Origin of the sequence: Streptococcus sp. NLAE-zl-C503 (assembly GCF_900104285.1) — a bacterium.
Taxonomy (GTDB): domain Bacteria; phylum Bacillota; class Bacilli; order Lactobacillales; family Streptococcaceae; genus Streptococcus.
Genome location: NZ_FNJT01000001.1, coordinates 133,061 through 146,788 on the forward strand (window position 1 = coordinate 133,061; position 13,728 = coordinate 146,788).

17 protein-coding genes and 1 other RNA gene are annotated in these 13,728 nt (G+C 41.7%); 12 read left to right on the forward strand and 6 right to left on the reverse strand.

The genetic code is table 11. The features are described from left to right. Positions 1-7: 7 nt before the first annotated feature. The gene (locus BLS46_RS00605) at positions 8-613 is read right to left on the reverse strand and encodes an NADPH-dependent FMN reductase (protein WP_000915933.1); all 606 of its coding nucleotides are present in this window, start codon (positions 611-613) and stop codon (positions 8-10) included. 18 nt (positions 614-631) lie between these two features. After that, the gene (locus BLS46_RS00610; protein WP_093584688.1) at positions 632-1,561 is read right to left on the reverse strand and encodes an FAD:protein FMN transferase; all 930 of its coding nucleotides are present in this window, start codon (positions 1,559-1,561) and stop codon (positions 632-634) included. A 296-nt stretch (positions 1,562-1,857) separates the two neighbouring features. Between BLS46_RS00610 and nox the strand changes: the two genes are divergently transcribed. Then, positions 1,858-3,237: a H2O-forming NADH oxidase gene (gene nox, locus BLS46_RS00620; protein ID WP_093584691.1), complete on the forward strand. Its 1,380-nt coding sequence runs from the start codon at positions 1,858-1,860 to the stop codon at positions 3,235-3,237. Between the two features lie 54 nt (positions 3,238-3,291). Here nox and BLS46_RS00625 read toward each other — a convergent pair whose 3' ends face one another. Then, a complete protein-coding gene (locus tag BLS46_RS00625) occupies positions 3,292-3,939 on the reverse strand; it encodes a PAQR family membrane homeostasis protein TrhA (RefSeq protein WP_001097972.1) in 648 nt (215 codons plus the stop codon). Next, a complete protein-coding gene (locus BLS46_RS00630; protein WP_093584694.1) occupies positions 3,936-4,382 on the reverse strand; it encodes a DUF1836 domain-containing protein in 447 nt (148 codons plus the stop codon). The genes BLS46_RS00625 and BLS46_RS00630 overlap by 4 nt, the downstream gene beginning before the upstream one ends. A 134-nt stretch (positions 4,383-4,516) precedes the next feature. On the opposite strand from BLS46_RS00630, the gene BLS46_RS00635 reads away from it, so the two are divergent. From BLS46_RS00635 to trxB, 7 genes are all read left to right on the forward strand, one after another. Beyond that, the gene (locus BLS46_RS00635; RefSeq protein WP_093584697.1) at positions 4,517-5,011 is read left to right on the forward strand and encodes a GNAT family N-acetyltransferase; all 495 of its coding nucleotides are present in this window, start codon (positions 4,517-4,519) and stop codon (positions 5,009-5,011) included. Further along, entirely contained in the window at positions 5,008-5,523 is a 516-nt protein-coding gene (locus BLS46_RS00640; protein WP_093584700.1) for a methylated-DNA--[protein]-cysteine S-methyltransferase, read from the forward strand. The genes BLS46_RS00635 and BLS46_RS00640 overlap by 4 nt, the downstream gene beginning before the upstream one ends. 12 nt (positions 5,524-5,535) lie before the next feature. Then, positions 5,536-5,892 (forward strand): arsenate reductase family protein, encoded by a 357-nt coding sequence (locus BLS46_RS00645; RefSeq protein WP_093584703.1) that lies wholly within the window; start codon positions 5,536-5,538, stop codon positions 5,890-5,892. A gap of 156 nt (positions 5,893-6,048) precedes the next feature. After that, on the forward strand, positions 6,049-6,849 hold the full coding sequence (locus tag BLS46_RS00650; RefSeq protein WP_000219158.1) for an amino acid ABC transporter permease: 801 nt from the start codon (positions 6,049-6,051) through the stop codon (positions 6,847-6,849). Then, positions 6,849-7,592, forward strand: a complete 744-nt coding sequence (locus BLS46_RS00655) for an amino acid ABC transporter ATP-binding protein (protein WP_000590977.1) — start codon at positions 6,849-6,851, stop codon at positions 7,590-7,592. The genes BLS46_RS00650 and BLS46_RS00655 overlap by 1 nt, the downstream gene beginning before the upstream one ends. Before the next feature lie 77 nt (positions 7,593-7,669). Then, positions 7,670-7,894, forward strand: a complete 225-nt coding sequence (locus BLS46_RS00660; RefSeq protein WP_000926604.1) for a DUF4059 family protein — start codon at positions 7,670-7,672, stop codon at positions 7,892-7,894. 65 nt (positions 7,895-7,959) lie between these two features. Then, entirely contained in the window at positions 7,960-8,871 is a 912-nt protein-coding gene (trxB, locus tag BLS46_RS00665; RefSeq protein ID WP_093584706.1) for a thioredoxin-disulfide reductase, read from the forward strand. 36 nt (positions 8,872-8,907) lie between these two features. Here the strand turns inward: trxB and rlmB are convergent, their stop codons facing one another. Together rlmB and def are read right to left on the reverse strand one after the other, a co-directional pair. Beyond that, entirely contained in the window at positions 8,908-9,636 is a 729-nt protein-coding gene (rlmB, locus tag BLS46_RS00670) for a 23S rRNA (guanosine(2251)-2'-O)-methyltransferase RlmB (RefSeq protein ID WP_093584708.1), read from the reverse strand. Between the two features lie 44 nt (positions 9,637-9,680). Next, complete coding sequence (gene def, locus BLS46_RS00675) at positions 9,681-10,292, reverse strand: peptide deformylase (protein WP_093584711.1); 612 nt, start codon at positions 10,290-10,292, stop codon at positions 9,681-9,683. Between the two features lie 156 nt (positions 10,293-10,448). On the opposite strand from def, the gene BLS46_RS00680 reads away from it, so the two are divergent. The 4 genes from BLS46_RS00680 to ssrA all read left to right on the forward strand — a co-directional run bounded on the left by BLS46_RS00680 (position 10,449) and on the right by ssrA (position 13,652). Continuing rightward, entirely contained in the window at positions 10,449-11,756 is a 1,308-nt protein-coding gene (locus BLS46_RS00680; protein ID WP_093584714.1) for a CapA family protein, read from the forward strand. Positions 11,757-11,779: 23 nt separating this feature from the next. Then, positions 11,780-12,607, forward strand: coding sequence for a Cof-type HAD-IIB family hydrolase (locus BLS46_RS00685; RefSeq protein WP_093584717.1), 828 nt, complete (start codon positions 11,780-11,782; stop codon positions 12,605-12,607). Between the two features lies 1 nt (position 12,608). Continuing rightward, positions 12,609-13,244, forward strand: a complete 636-nt coding sequence (locus tag BLS46_RS00690; RefSeq protein WP_093584720.1) for an SGNH/GDSL hydrolase family protein — start codon at positions 12,609-12,611, stop codon at positions 13,242-13,244. A 60-nt stretch (positions 13,245-13,304) separates the two neighbouring features. Beyond that, positions 13,305-13,652, forward strand: a transfer-messenger RNA (tmRNA) gene (ssrA, locus tag BLS46_RS00695). Positions 13,653-13,728 lie beyond the last annotated feature (76 nt).

Consider the following 13,728-nt stretch of genomic DNA (forward strand, 5'->3'; position numbering starts at 1 on the left):
TCCTATCTTACAAATTTTCCCAGTCAAATTCTTCAGCATCTTTGCGAAGCAATTCTTGTGCATTGCGCAATTTTTCAGTAATTTTCACGAAGATACGGAAGTCATCGAAGATGGCATCCAATTTCTTGATGACATCAAGGTCAACCAAGTCGCCACTTGGGTTAAATGCTTGAAGAGAGTGTGAGAGCAAGAATTCATCTGGTAGAACATTTGCCTTGATTTCAGGAGCGTTCAAGATTTGACGAAGTTGCAATTGGGCACGAGATGAACCAAGTGTACCGTAAGAAGCACCAGTGATCATGATTGGTTTGTTCAAAAGTGGGTAGATACCATAAGATAGCCAAGCAAGAGCGCTCATCAAAACTGCAGGGATAGAGTGGTCGTACTCAGGAGTACCGATAATCACACCGTCAGATGCTTCAATTTTAGCTGCAATCTCAAGAATTTCAGCTGGAAGTTGTTTATCTGCTGGTTTGTTGAAAACAGGGATATCCTTGATTTCAACGAGTTCAATTTCAGCTTTATCAGCAAAGTGTTTTTGCATGTATTGGAGCAATTGGCGGTTTGTAGAACGTTTAGAGTTCGTTCCAACAATGGCAATAAGTTTTAGCATGAGATTTCCTTTCTCTTTTTACATAATACAATTTTGAAGGCCTGAAGAACATGCAAGGCGTCCCTCTTTGTCGATGAGAATGGCTTCAATACCATCTAAACTTTCGACTTGCCAGAGGATAGAAGCGCTTCGTTCTCCGAAAAGGCGCGTTGTCCATATCTCACCATCAACGGATTTATCAGAGATAATCGTTAGGCTAGCGAGTTCGGTTTCGACAGGGAATCCTGTCTCACTATCAAAGATATGGTGATAGTCTTTTCCATCTACTGTCAGGTGGCGTTCATATATACCTGAAGTGACAACGGATTTGTTAGAAGCAGGAATGGTTAGGAGATGATTGCCACGAGGATTTCGCGGATCCTGAATGCCGATCTGCCAGTCTTTCCCTTCTTTAGCTTGGTTATTCCCGATGGTGAGGATATTTCCTCCCAGATTGATCAAGGCAGAGGTGACACCGTGTGTTTTTAAATACTGGGCAACCTTATCTGCACTATAGCCCTTAGCCAAACAACCTAGATCGAGCTTCATTCCTTTCTTCTCTAAAAAGACAGTAGAGCTAGTCGGATCTAACTTGATAAAATGTGGGTCAACTAGAGGCAAGACGGCTTCGATTTCATTTGGCTTTGGAAGCCGAGCATCTGAAAAGCCAATTCGCCAGGTTTGAATCAAGGGACCAATACTGATGTTGAGATGGCTAGAGGGAGCTAGGCTATGCTCTAGTCCAAGAGCAATCAGTTCAAATAGGTCAGGATGAACCTTGACAGGTGCGATTCCAGCCTGGTAGTTGATTTCCATCAGTTCGGATTCTTGACTGTTGGCGTTGAAGCGGTATTCGAGCTCTTTGAGCAAGTCAAAAGCCCCCTGAAGCAGGGTTTCTGCCCGCTCATATACTAATGAAATGGTGATAGTTGTTCCCATTAGCCGTTCAGAGTGCGAACGAAGAGGCAAGCTACCAACTCCTTTCTTCTTACTAGGAAATCATTCAATATAAGATAGTTAGAGAAATTAAACCCCTTACATTTTCTTTCCATGTATCTAGCATACCATAAAGTCAGCGTTTTCACAAATAAATTTTAACAAAAGTCAAGAAATATGCTCAAAAATTGGAAGAAAATGAAACAAATAGTATAGTAAAGAATAATTTTTTCTGAAAAAAAGAGAATTCTGAGCAAATGCCTTGTAAACGCTAACAGTAAATGGTATACTAGAAAGGTAAATCAAAAATTAAAGGTAGGAATTTTTCTATGAGTAAAATCGTTGTAGTTGGTGCTAACCACGCTGGTACAGCTTGTATTAATACCATGTTGGACAACTTCGGACATGAGAACGAAATCGTAGTATTTGACCAAAACTCAAATATTTCATTCCTAGGTTGTGGAATGGCGCTTTGGATCGGGGAACAAATTGATGGCCCAGAAGGTCTCTTCTACTCTGATAAAGAAAAATTGGAAGCAAAAGGTGCTAAAGTTTACATGAACTCACCAGTTCTTTCAATTGACTACGATAACAAAGTTGTGACTGCAGAAGTTGAAGGTAAAGAACACAAAGAGTCTTATGATAAATTGATCTTTGCAACTGGTTCAACTCCAATCTTGCCTCCAATCGAAGGTGTTGAAATCGTTAAGGGTAACCGCGAATTCAAAGCGACTCTTGAAAATGTACAATTTGTTAAATTGTACCAAAACGCTGAAGAAGTTATTGAAAAACTTGAAGACAAGAGCAAACACCTTGAGCGCCTTGCCGTTGTTGGTGGTGGTTATATCGGTGTAGAACTTGCTGAAGCTTTCGAGCGTCTTGGAAAAGAAGTAGTGCTTGTCGATATCGTAGACACTGTCTTGAACGGCTACTATGACAAAGACTTTACCCAAATGATGGCGAAGAACTTGGAAGACCACAACATCCGCTTGGCTCTTGGTCAAACAGTTAAAGCCATCCAAGGTGATGGAAAAGTTGAACGCTTGGTAACAGACAAAGAAACATTTGATGTAGATATGGTGGTTCTTGCTGTTGGTTTCCGTCCAAACACAGCTCTTGCTGACGGTAAGATTGAACTTTTCCGCAATGGTGCCTTCCTTGTAGATAAGAAACAAGAAACATCTATCCCAGGTGTATACGCTGTTGGTGACTGCGCAACTGTTTATGACAATGCTCGTAAAGATACAAGCTACATCGCTCTTGCATCTAACGCTGTACGTACTGGTATCGTTGGTGCTTATAACGCTTGTGGACATGAATTGGAAGGAATCGGAGTTCAAGGATCAAACGGTATTTCAATCTACGGTCTTCACATGGTTTCAACTGGTTTGACTCTTGAAAAAGCCAAAGCTGCAGGCTATAATGCAACTGAAACTGGATTTAACGATCTTCAAAAACCAGAATTTATCAAACATGACAACCACGAAGTTGCCATCAAGATTGTCTTTGACAAAGATAGTCGCGAAATCCTTGGTGCACAAATGGTTTCACATGATGCTGCTATCAGTATGGGAATCCACATGTTCTCACTTGCTATCCAAGAGCATGTAACAATTGATAAATTGGCTTTGACAGACCTATTCTTCTTGCCACACTTTAACAAACCATACAACTACATTACAATGGCTGCACTTACAGCTGAAAAATAATAGAAACATTATTTGATATGAAAACAAAAAGTTGAGAAAAGATTCTCAACTTTTTTACATGTAATAAACAATCGCGATATATTGGAGTGCAGACGCAGCTAAGATAAAGAGATGCCAGATCATGTGGAAATAAGGTTTTTTCTTAGCATAAAATCCAGCTCCAACTGTATAACAGAGTCCGCCAGTTACCATGAGACTCCAGAAAATTGGCGTTGTTTGGCTGATAATGGCAGGGATGATAGCTAGAACCAACCAACCCATGATCAAATAAAGGGCAAGGCTGAATTTCTCATTGACCTTTTTAGCAAAGATTTTATAGAGGATGCCAAAGATGGTCGTTCCCCACTGAATGGCAATGATCAGATAGCCAAACCAGTTATTCATCAAAGTCAATACGACCGGCGTATAAGAGCCTGCAATAGCCACATAAATCATAGAATGGTCGATGATTCGCAAGACGTATTTGTGGGTCGAACCATAGGCCATAGAGTGGTAAATGGTTGACGAGAGGAACATGAGAAATAGACTGATAACAAAGATAGAGACACCAAAAGATGATAAAAATCCGTGTGCTTCATAACTATAGGTGGATGAAATGGGGAGTAAGATGAGCATGATGACGGCACCGACAGCATGGGTCACGCTGTTGGCAATTTCTTCTCCAAAACTGAGTTTTTTACTGAGTTTTAGGCTAGTATTCATTGGGATACCTCCTCTTCTTTGCTAAGGATTAAGTCTAGAGTTTGATGATAGAGTTTAACCGTTTGACAGCTAGTTTGGATAATAGGATTTTCTGGATCAATCCCATGGTTCATGTAGTCCACAAAAGCATCGTAGAGCTGGTCTGAACTCGCTTGAGTTTGTAGAGTATTGAGGGTCTGAGCGATTTCTTGGATTGAAAAGACAGACTTGAGAGTAGTAATGGCAATCAAACGAGCAATATGTTTGCGTTGGTATTTCTTCTTGTCAGGCTTTGTCAGGTAACCATGTTTGACATAGTTATTGACCATGGATGCTGTTAGCCCCTTTTCTTTATCTGGAGAGATGGGGGCACAGACTTGGTTGACATAAAGCAAAACCTGATCCAGATAGAGGTCAATGTTTGGAATGTCTTCCCATTTTGGGTAGGAAAAGATAGAATTCATTTCCAACTCCTTTTTATCTAGTTTCAATAACTAGATTATAAAATAATAAAAAACAAAAGTCAAGTTTCAACTGCTTGTAGAAAGCTTTAAATTATGCTATGATGAGAGAAACTAGTTAGAAATGAGGGGAAGAGATGGAGATTCGTTTAGCTTTTCCAAACGAAGTAGATGCGATTATGCAGGTGATGGAGGATGCCAAAAAGTGCTTAGCCAAGTCTGGTAGTGACCAGTGGCAAAATGGCTATCCAAATGCTGATATCATTATTGATGATATTATCTCTGGTCAAGCCTATGTAGCCTTGGAAGAAGGAGAACTGCTAGCCTATGCTGCTGTGACCAAGAGTCCTGAGGAAGCCTATGAAGCGATTTATGAAGGAAGTTGGCAGGGGGGAGAGTCAGAATATCTGATCTTTCACCGTATCGCTGTGGCAGCAGATGTCCAAGGACAAGGAGTTGCTCAGACTTTCCTAGAAGGCTTGATTGAAGGTTTTGATTATCTAGATTTTCGTTCAGATACGCATGCACAAAACAAGGCCATGCAGCATATCTTTGAAAAGCTAGGCTTCCAACAGGTTGGTAAGATTCCAGTTGATGGGGAACGTTTGGCCTATCAGAAATTTAAAAAATGAAGCAGAATAAGTACGTAAAAATGCTCTACCCGTCGCCAATTGGGACCTTATCCTTAGTTGCTGACGAGCAATATCTGTATGGAATTTGGGTACAGGACCAGAAGCATTTTGAGAGGGGATTAGGAGATAAAACAATAGAAGAAGTTGTTAATCATCCTGTATTAGAGCAAGTTATTTCCTATTTAGATACCTATTTCGAAGGCAGGGTTCAGGATCTATCTGACTTACCTTTGGCTCCTATTGGAACGGATTTTGAAAAGCGGGTCTGGACCTACTTGCAGAGCATTCCTTATGGTCAAACAGTGACTTATGGACAAATAGCGAAAGACTTGCGGGTAGCTTCTGCCCAAGCGATCGGCGGAGCAGTGGGGCGTAATCCTTGGTCCATCCTCGTACCCTGTCACCGTGTGCTGGGGTCAGGGAATCGCTTGACAGGCTATGCATCGGGAGTCGAAAAGAAAGCCTGGCTCTTGAAGCATGAAGGCGCAACATTTCAAGAAAATAAAAAATAGAAAGAAAAGAAGATGTTAGAATTTATCGAATACCCAAAATGTTCAACTTGTAAGAAAGCAAAAAATGAACTAGACCAACTCGGACTTGACTATCAAGATATCCATATTGTAGAAGAAACACCAAGTGAAGAAGTGATTTTGAACTGGTTAGAAACTTCCGGTTTTGAAGTGAAACAATTTTTCAATACCAGCGGGATCAAATACCGTGAACTGGGCTTGAAAGATAAGGTGGGGAGTTTGTCAAAACAAGAAGCAGCTAAACTTCTAGCGAGTGATGGCATGTTATTGAAACGTCCAATTCTGGTGGAAAACGGTGCTGTGAAACAAATCGGCTATAGAAAACCCTATGAGGACTTAGGTTTGAGATAGTTTTTATCTATCTCCTTGATAGGTAAAATATATAGCCTCCCTGTTTTAAAGTGTGATAAACTAGAAGATAGACAAAGTCTGATCAGCCCGTAGCAAATAATTTGCTTGCGAGCAGAAGTATGGTAGAATGAATCATTATCAGGAGAGGATGTTTTTATGACTGTTACAACATTTTTAGCATCAGATTGGTACCAAAGTTTGATGCAACTCATTCCGGATGGTAAGCTCTTTAGTTTGCGTTCGGTCTTTGATGGAATTCCAAGGATTGTCCAGCAACTGCCTACAACCTTGATGTTGACGCTTGGAGGTGCACTCTTTGGTCTGATACTTGCCTTGATTTTTGCCATTGTTAAGATCAATCGTGTTAAGATCTTATATCCCTTGCAGGCCTTTTTCGTCAGCTTCTTAAAAGGTACTCCAATCCTAGTTCAACTTATGTTGACCTACTACGGAATACCTCTGGCACTGAAAGCTATCAACCAGCAATGGGGCACTGGTTTCAATATCAATGCGATTCCAGCGGCACTTTTTGCGATTGTGGCCTTTGCTTTTAATGAGGCGGCTTATGCAAGTGAAACGATTCGTGCAGCCATCCTTTCTGTTAATCCAGGTGAAATTGAGGCGGCGCGTAGTTTGGGTATGACACGAGCGCAAGTTTATCGTCGTGTGATTATTCCTAATGCAGCGGTGGTAGCTACTCCAACCTTGATCAATTCCCTCATCGGTTTGACCAAGGGAACTTCTCTAGCCTTTAGTGCGGGTGTTGTCGAAGTTTTTGCTCAGGCTCAGATTTTGGGTGGAGCGGATTACCGCTATTTTGAACGCTTTATCTCCGTAGCCCTTGTTTATTGGGTAGTCAATATCGGAATTGAAAGCCTCGGTCGTTTCATCGAGAGAAAAATGGCTATTTCTGCACCCGATACAGTGCAAACAGATGTGAAAGGAGACCTTCGTTAATGATTAAGATTTCGAATTTAAGCAAATCCTTTTCAGGTCAGACTGTCTTGGATCATCTAGACTTGGATATCCAAAAGGGAGAAGTGGTTGCCTTGATTGGTTCATCTGGAGCTGGAAAATCAACTTTTCTTCGTAGTTTGAACTACCTTGAAACTCCAGATAGTGGAACGATTCAGATTGACAATTTCAAAGTTGATTTTTCTCAGATTAGCCAAGAAGAGATTTTGACCCTTCGTCGCAAGCTATCCATGGTTTTTCAACAGTTCAATTTGTTTGAACGGCGAACAGCCCTTGACAATGTCAAGGAAGGCTTGGTTGTTGTTAAGAAATTATCGGACGAGGAAGCAACAAAAATCGCCAAGGAAGAGTTGGCCAAGGTTGGTCTTTCTGACCGTGAGCAGCATTACCCTCGCCATTTATCAGGTGGACAAAAGCAACGGGTTGCCCTCGCGCGTGCGCTTGCTATGAAACCAGATGTCTTGCTCTTGGATGAACCAACGTCGGCACTGGACCCAGAATTGGTCGGAGAAGTAGAAAAGTCTATTGCAGATGCCGCTAAGTCTGGTCAGACCATGATCTTGGTTAGTCACGATATGTCTTTTGTAGCCCAAGTGGCAGATAAGATTTTGTTCCTAGATAAGGGGAAAATCATCGAGTCAGGCACACCGGATGAAATTATCAATCATCCGAAAGAAGAACGGACAAAAGAATTCTTCGCTAGTTACAAACGGACTTATATTTGATATAATAGTAAAAGGAAAACTCAGTTAGGTGGACTAGCTGAGTTTACTCTTTAAAAAAGATAGAAACGAGAGAGATCATGCTGCTGCAACTATTTTCTTTATATTTCGAGAGTTTGATCTTAACGACCATTCTCGTCGTGATTTCTTTAGGGATTTGGATTGGATTGCGAGCCATGTCTGGTGTGGACAAGACAGCCAAGGCCCGTCAAGCTCATCTCTATGATATGATCATGATTGGGGTTTTGGTGATCCCAGTATTATCCTTTGCCGTCATGAGTCTCATTTTAGTTTTCAGAGCATAATGCTTGCTAAATAAACTTCAAACAGTTAGAATATAGATAGTTACAACAAGAAAGAAGGAATCGAAATGTACGATACGATTATTATCGGTGCTGGACCTGCGGGAATGACAGCTGCCTTATATGCTGCTCGTAGCAATCTGAAAGTGGCTTTGATTGAAGGTGGTCTGCCAGGTGGGCAAATGAATAACACATCTGATATTGAAAACTATCCAGGTTATGCCAACATCAGTGGACCTGAATTGGCTGAAAAGATGTTTGAACCACTTGAAAATCTTGGAGTAGAGCATCTTTATGGATTTGTTGAAAAGATTGAAGATCATACTGACTATAAGAAGGTAATCACTGATGATCAAGTTTACGAAACCCGTACTGTCATCGTGGCAACTGGGTCAAAACACCGTCTCTTGGGAGTTCCCGGAGAAGAAGAACTAAATAGCCGAGGCGTTTCTTACTGTGCAGTCTGTGATGGAGCTTTCTTCCGTGATCAAGATTTGCTCGTAGTTGGTGGTGGAGATTCAGCGGTAGAAGAAGCTCTATTCTTGACTCGCTTTGCCAAGACTGTTACTATAGTTCACCGTCGAGATGAACTTCGTGCTCAAAAGGTTTTGCAAGACCGTGCCTTTGCAAATGAGAAAGTCAACTTTATCTGGGACTCTGTAGTCAAGGAAATCAAAGGTGAAAACAGAGTAGAGTCAGTTGTATTTGAAAATGTTAAAACAGGGCAAGTGACAGAACAAGCTTTCGGTGGTGTCTTTATCTATGTTGGGCTGGACCCTGTTAGTGATTTTGTCAACGATTTGAATATCCAAGACCAGTCAGGCTGGATTGTAACAGATAATCACATGAAGACTGCTGTTGATGGTATCTTTGCAGTTGGGGATGTTCGTCAGAAAGACCTTCGCCAAGTGACAACAGCAGTTGGTGATGGGGCAATCGCAGGTCAAGAAGCCTATAAATTTATTACAGAACATAGTTAAGCAAAAAAGTTTCCAATCAACTGATCGGAAACTTTTTTATAGTCGGTTTCGGAAAACTTCGTACATGAGAATGGCTGCAGCAACACTGGCATTGAGGCTTTGAACATGCCCATTCATGGGAATGGTAATCATCTCATCGACCTGTTTTTTGATGTTGCTAGAGATACCTTTTCCTTCATTTCCGATGATGAGGGCGATTTTCCCTTTTGTATTCCACTTGTGGCAAGAGGTTCCATTCATATCTGTTCCAAAGGTCCAGAAACCTTCATCCTTGAGTTTGTCTAGAGTTTGACTCAGATTGGTCACTCGGGCAATCGGTACGTGCTCAATGGCGCCTGTGGCCGTTTTGGCAACGACAGGAGTAACACCGACAGCACGGTGCTTGGGAATGATGACTCCTGAAACATTGGTAGCATCAGCAGTTCTCAAGATAGAACCAAGATTATGGGGGTCAGTTAATCCGTCCAGAATCAATAGCAAAGGATTTTCTTCTTGTCGTGTTTTTGCAAGGATGTGATCCAGCTCGCTATAGGCAAATTCGGACACTCGTAGAACAAAACCTTGGTGAACAGCGCCTTCGGTCATCTCAGACAGGGATTTTTTTGAAGTCCAAGAGATGGAGACCTTCTTTTCGGCAGCCAGTTCCTTGACTTTCTCAACATTCTTACCTCGAAGATCTTCTTGGAGGTAAAGTTTATTTCCAGTGTTTGCAAGGAGGGCTTCTGTAACGGCGTGGACGCCATAGACAATATCATTTGTTTTCATGCCTCTATTATAACACAAAACCCCGTCTTGCAACGGGATTTTCTTTATTCGAGGATGAGGAGTCCATCTTTAACAGCAAATGGATCTTTTTCATTGATACGATCGTAAAACATGATTCCGTTTAGATGATCAATTTCATGTTGGACAACGATGGAGTTGTATCCTTTAAGCTTGATACGGTGTTTTTCGCCGTCCTTGTCAAAGTAATCAACAGTGACTCGGGCATGGCGGACTACATAGCCAGGCACGTTTCGGTCAACAGAAAGGCAACCTTCTCCTTCGCCAAGAGCAGCATCTTGAACAGAGTGAGATACGATTTTTGGATTGTACATAACAGCTTGCAAATCGTAGGCTTCCTCTGGAGTTTCACCTTCTTCCACAATATTGGGCACTAAAACAGCGATAATGCGTTTTGAGATATCCAACTGAGGAGCAGCCAAACCTACCCCACCTCGAAGCCCCATCTTTTCAGCCATAACGGGATCCTGAGAATGTTTAAGGAATTGCATCATTTTTTCACCAAGGATGATATCTTGATCACTCAATGGAAAAGTCACTTCCTCAGCAACCGCGCGTAGAGTTGGGTTTCCCTCACGGATAATATCTTTCATATCAATCAAATGAGCAGCTTTTGTAATACGTTCTATAGCAGACATTTTCTCTCCTTTCATTACCTCTACATGATAACACAAAATAGACGAGAAAGAAAGTCACAGAAGTTCCTAAAAAATAATATAATAAACGGTATTCCCCTTTTGTCTGTGGTATAATAAAAGAAAAGACTTGCAGTAAAAAGCAAGGGGGGAATAAAGATGGAAAAGCGACAAGATAGACGGTCTCGTGGTTCTCTTTATGGGGTGTGGAGAACTAGTGTTGGTTTCTTTCGAAATTATAAATCTTGGACCAATGCCCAGTTTATTACGGTATTGCTACTTGCAGTTGCCTTGTCCATGGGATTGAACTTGCTGGTTCGAGCAGTACAAGGTAACAAGACAACAAGTTCTAACAGTCAGACTACAACATCTAGTCAATCCAAGGAAAATCAGACTGGCGAAAAGACGGCGCGTATCATGGCAAATGGTGATCTTCTCTACCATATTCCCATCTACCGAACAGCTCTAAAAGAAGATGGGACCTATGATTTCCATGAAAATTTTGAGTATGTCAAACCATGGCTCAAGCAAGCGGATTTGGTGATTGGTGACTTTGAAGGAACGGTGAACAAGGACCACTACTTGGCAGGTTATCCTCTCTTTAATGCACCTGGAGAAGTCATGGATGCTATCAAGGATGCAGGCTACCAAGTTCTAGACTTGGCTCACAACCACATCTTGGATTCTCAGATAGAGGGGGTGGTTTCGACAGCAGAAGCTATTGAAAAGGCAGGAATGACACCCATCGGAGTTTACACAAAGGAACCACGGGACAAGTCTTCCCTTATTATTAAGGAAGTCAATGGTATCAAGGTAGCTCTCTTGGCTTATTCCTATGGCTTTAATGGCATTGAGCAATCTATTTCCCAAGAGGACTATAATCGCTATCTTTCTGATCTGAATGAAGATAAGATGAAGGCAGAAATCGAGCGTGCTGAGAAGGAAGCAGATATTACTGTCATCATGCCTCAGATGGGAATTGAGTACCAGCTAGAACCGACGGAAGAACAAAAAACACTGTACCACAAGATGATTGACTGGGGAGCTGATATTATCTTTGGAGGGCATCCTCACGTCGTTGAACCTGCTGAAACAGTTGAAAAAGATGGTGACAAAAAACTGATTATCTATTCCATGGGGAATTTCCTCTCAAATCAGCGCATTGAAACCATGCAAGATGAGGAAAATGCCAAGTGGACGGAGCGCGGTGTTCTCATGGATGTGACTATTAAGAAAAAAGATGGCAAGACAAGGATTGAAACTGCCAAAGCGCATCCGACTTGGGTAAATCGGACGCCTAAAGGAACATACTCTCCAGAAGGTTATCCGCTCTTCCTCTATCAGACCTATATCCTAGAGGACTTCATTGAGGGGGGCAGCCACCGTGATAAGTTGGATGAAGCGACCAAGGAACGAATTGACACAGCTTATAAAGAAATGAATGAACATGTAGGGTTGAAGTGGTAGACGCTTGCCCTAAAGGAGATATGATGACGATTAAATTAATTGCAACAGACATGGATGGAACCTTGCTGGATCCGAGAGGTCAGCTGGATCTGCCCCGCTTGGAAAAGATCTTAGATAAGCTGGATCAAAGGGATATCCGTTTTGTCATTGCGACGGGGAATGAAATTCATCGTATGAGAGAATTGTTGGGACACTTGGCGAGTAGAGTTGTCCTAGTCGTTGCCAATGGTGCTCGTATTTTTGAAAACAATAAACTGGTTCAAGCTCAGACCTGGGATGATGCTATGGTTGACAAGGCTTTAGCTCATTTTAAGGGGAGAGAGTGCCGAGATCAGTTCGTCGTAACTGGTATGAATGGTGGTTTTGTCAAGAAAGGCACTGTTTTTACAGAACTTGATAAATTTATGACTCCAGAGATGATTGAAAGACTCTATCAACGAATGAATTTTGTGGAAGAGTTACAAGCTGACCTCTTTGGTGGAGTGCTTAAAATGAGCATGGTCGTTGGTGAAGAACGATCGAGTTCTGTTTTGCGGGAAATCAATGATCTCTTTGATGGGCATGTAAGAGCTGTTTCCAGTGGTTATGGCTGTATTGATATCCTGCAAGCTGGTGTTCATAAAGCATGGGGATTGGAAGAATTACTCAAGCGCTGGGATTTGACATCGGAACAAATCATGGCTTTTGGTGATAGTGAAAACGATGTCGAAATGCTAGAACTGGCTGGAATTGCCTATGCTATGGAAAATGCAGATGATGAGGCCAAGGAAGTTGCGACTGCTCTAGCACCAGCTAACAGCCAGAGGGGCGTTTATCAGGTCCTAGAAAATTGGTTAGAGAAAGAGGGATAAGGTGGCAGTACAGTTATTAGAAAATTGGCTCCTAAAAGAGCAGGCAAAGATTCAAACCAAGTATCGTGAATTGAATCAAGTTTCTGTTCTAGAGCCAGATATCATCTTTATTGGTGATTCGATTGTGGAGTATTACCCCCTTCAAGAGTTGTTTGGGGCTGCCAAGGCGATTGTTAATCGGGGCATCCGAGGCTACCAGACGAGATTGTTATTAGAGAATTTGGATGCCCATCTTTATGGTGACGCTGTGGATCAAATTGTTCTCCTAATTGGGACAAATGATATTGGAAAAGATGTTCCTATGAATGAAGCCTTGGATAATCTTGAGCGTGTGATTCAATCAATTGCCCGAGATTATCCGCTGTCACAAATAAAGCTTGTTTCTATTCTGCCAGTCAATGAAGGAAAAGAATACAAGCAGACAGTTTATATTCGTACCAATGAAAAGATTAGGGAGTGGAATCAAGCCTATGAGGCTCTGGCATCTGCCTATATGCAGGTAGATTTTGTGCCTGTTTATGATAGTTTGACAGATTCAGAAGGACAGCTTCAATCAGCCTATACAACGGATGGCCTTCATCTAAGTGTAGCTGGTTATCAAGCCCTATCAGAAGCCTTGAAAACATATCTTTTCTAAAGAATCGACTTAATTTTGCATTTTTGATTTAGATAAGGTATAATGGTTTTATTGTCTTTTGGGGTCGTTACGGATTCGACAGGCATTATGAGGCATATTTTGCAACCCGTGTGGCGACGTAAACGCTCAGTTAAATATAACTGCAAAAAATAACACTTCTTACGCTTTAGCTGCCTAAAAACCAGCAGGCGTGACCTGATTTGGATTGCTCGTGTTCAATGACAGGTCTTATGATTAGCGAGATACGATCAAGCCTTGTCTAGTGGTTTGATAAGAGATTGATAGACTCGCAGTTCCTAGGCTTGAGTTATGTGTCGAGGGACTGTTAAAACAATACATAACCTATGGTTGTAGACAAATATGTTGGCAGGTGTTTGGACGTGGGTTCGACTCCCACCGGCTCCATTATTCCTTTGCATTCTTTCGCATTCCTTGGTAAAACGTTGTTAAATCAACGTTTTTTATTTTTGCCTTTGATATTCCT

Bases quoted from the DNA above. Each gene is read 5' to 3' on its own strand.
- BLS46_RS00680 (WP_093584714.1), top strand. From the start codon at position 10,449: ATGGAAAAGCGACAAGATAGACGGTCTCGTGGTTCTCTTTATGGGGTG.
- BLS46_RS00650 (WP_000219158.1), top strand. From the start codon at position 6,049: ATGACTGTTACAACATTTTTAGCATCAGATTGGTACCAAAGTTTGATG.
- BLS46_RS00685 (WP_093584717.1), top strand. From the start codon at position 11,780: ATGACGATTAAATTAATTGCAACAGACATGGATGGAACCTTGCTGGAT.
- nox (WP_093584691.1), top strand. From the start codon at position 1,858: ATGAGTAAAATCGTTGTAGTTGGTGCTAACCACGCTGGTACAGCTTGT.
- BLS46_RS00655 (WP_000590977.1), top strand. From the start codon at position 6,849: ATGATTAAGATTTCGAATTTAAGCAAATCCTTTTCAGGTCAGACTGTC.
- BLS46_RS00630 (WP_093584694.1), bottom strand. From the start codon at position 4,382: ATGAATTCTATCTTTTCCTACCCAAAATGGGAAGACATTCCAAACATT.
- def (WP_093584711.1), bottom strand. From the start codon at position 10,292: ATGTCTGCTATAGAACGTATTACAAAAGCTGCTCATTTGATTGATATG.
- trxB (WP_093584706.1), top strand. From the start codon at position 7,960: ATGTACGATACGATTATTATCGGTGCTGGACCTGCGGGAATGACAGCT.
- BLS46_RS00625 (WP_001097972.1), bottom strand. From the start codon at position 3,939: ATGAATACTAGCCTAAAACTCAGTAAAAAACTCAGTTTTGGAGAAGAA.
- BLS46_RS00645 (WP_093584703.1), top strand. From the start codon at position 5,536: ATGTTAGAATTTATCGAATACCCAAAATGTTCAACTTGTAAGAAAGCA.
- BLS46_RS00635 (WP_093584697.1), top strand. From the start codon at position 4,517: ATGGAGATTCGTTTAGCTTTTCCAAACGAAGTAGATGCGATTATGCAG.
- BLS46_RS00660 (WP_000926604.1), top strand. From the start codon at position 7,670: ATGCTGCTGCAACTATTTTCTTTATATTTCGAGAGTTTGATCTTAACG.
- BLS46_RS00605 (WP_000915933.1), bottom strand. From the start codon at position 613: ATGCTAAAACTTATTGCCATTGTTGGAACGAACTCTAAACGTTCTACA.
- rlmB (WP_093584708.1), bottom strand. From the start codon at position 9,636: ATGAAAACAAATGATATTGTCTATGGCGTCCACGCCGTTACAGAAGCC.
- BLS46_RS00640 (WP_093584700.1), top strand. From the start codon at position 5,008: ATGAAGCAGAATAAGTACGTAAAAATGCTCTACCCGTCGCCAATTGGG.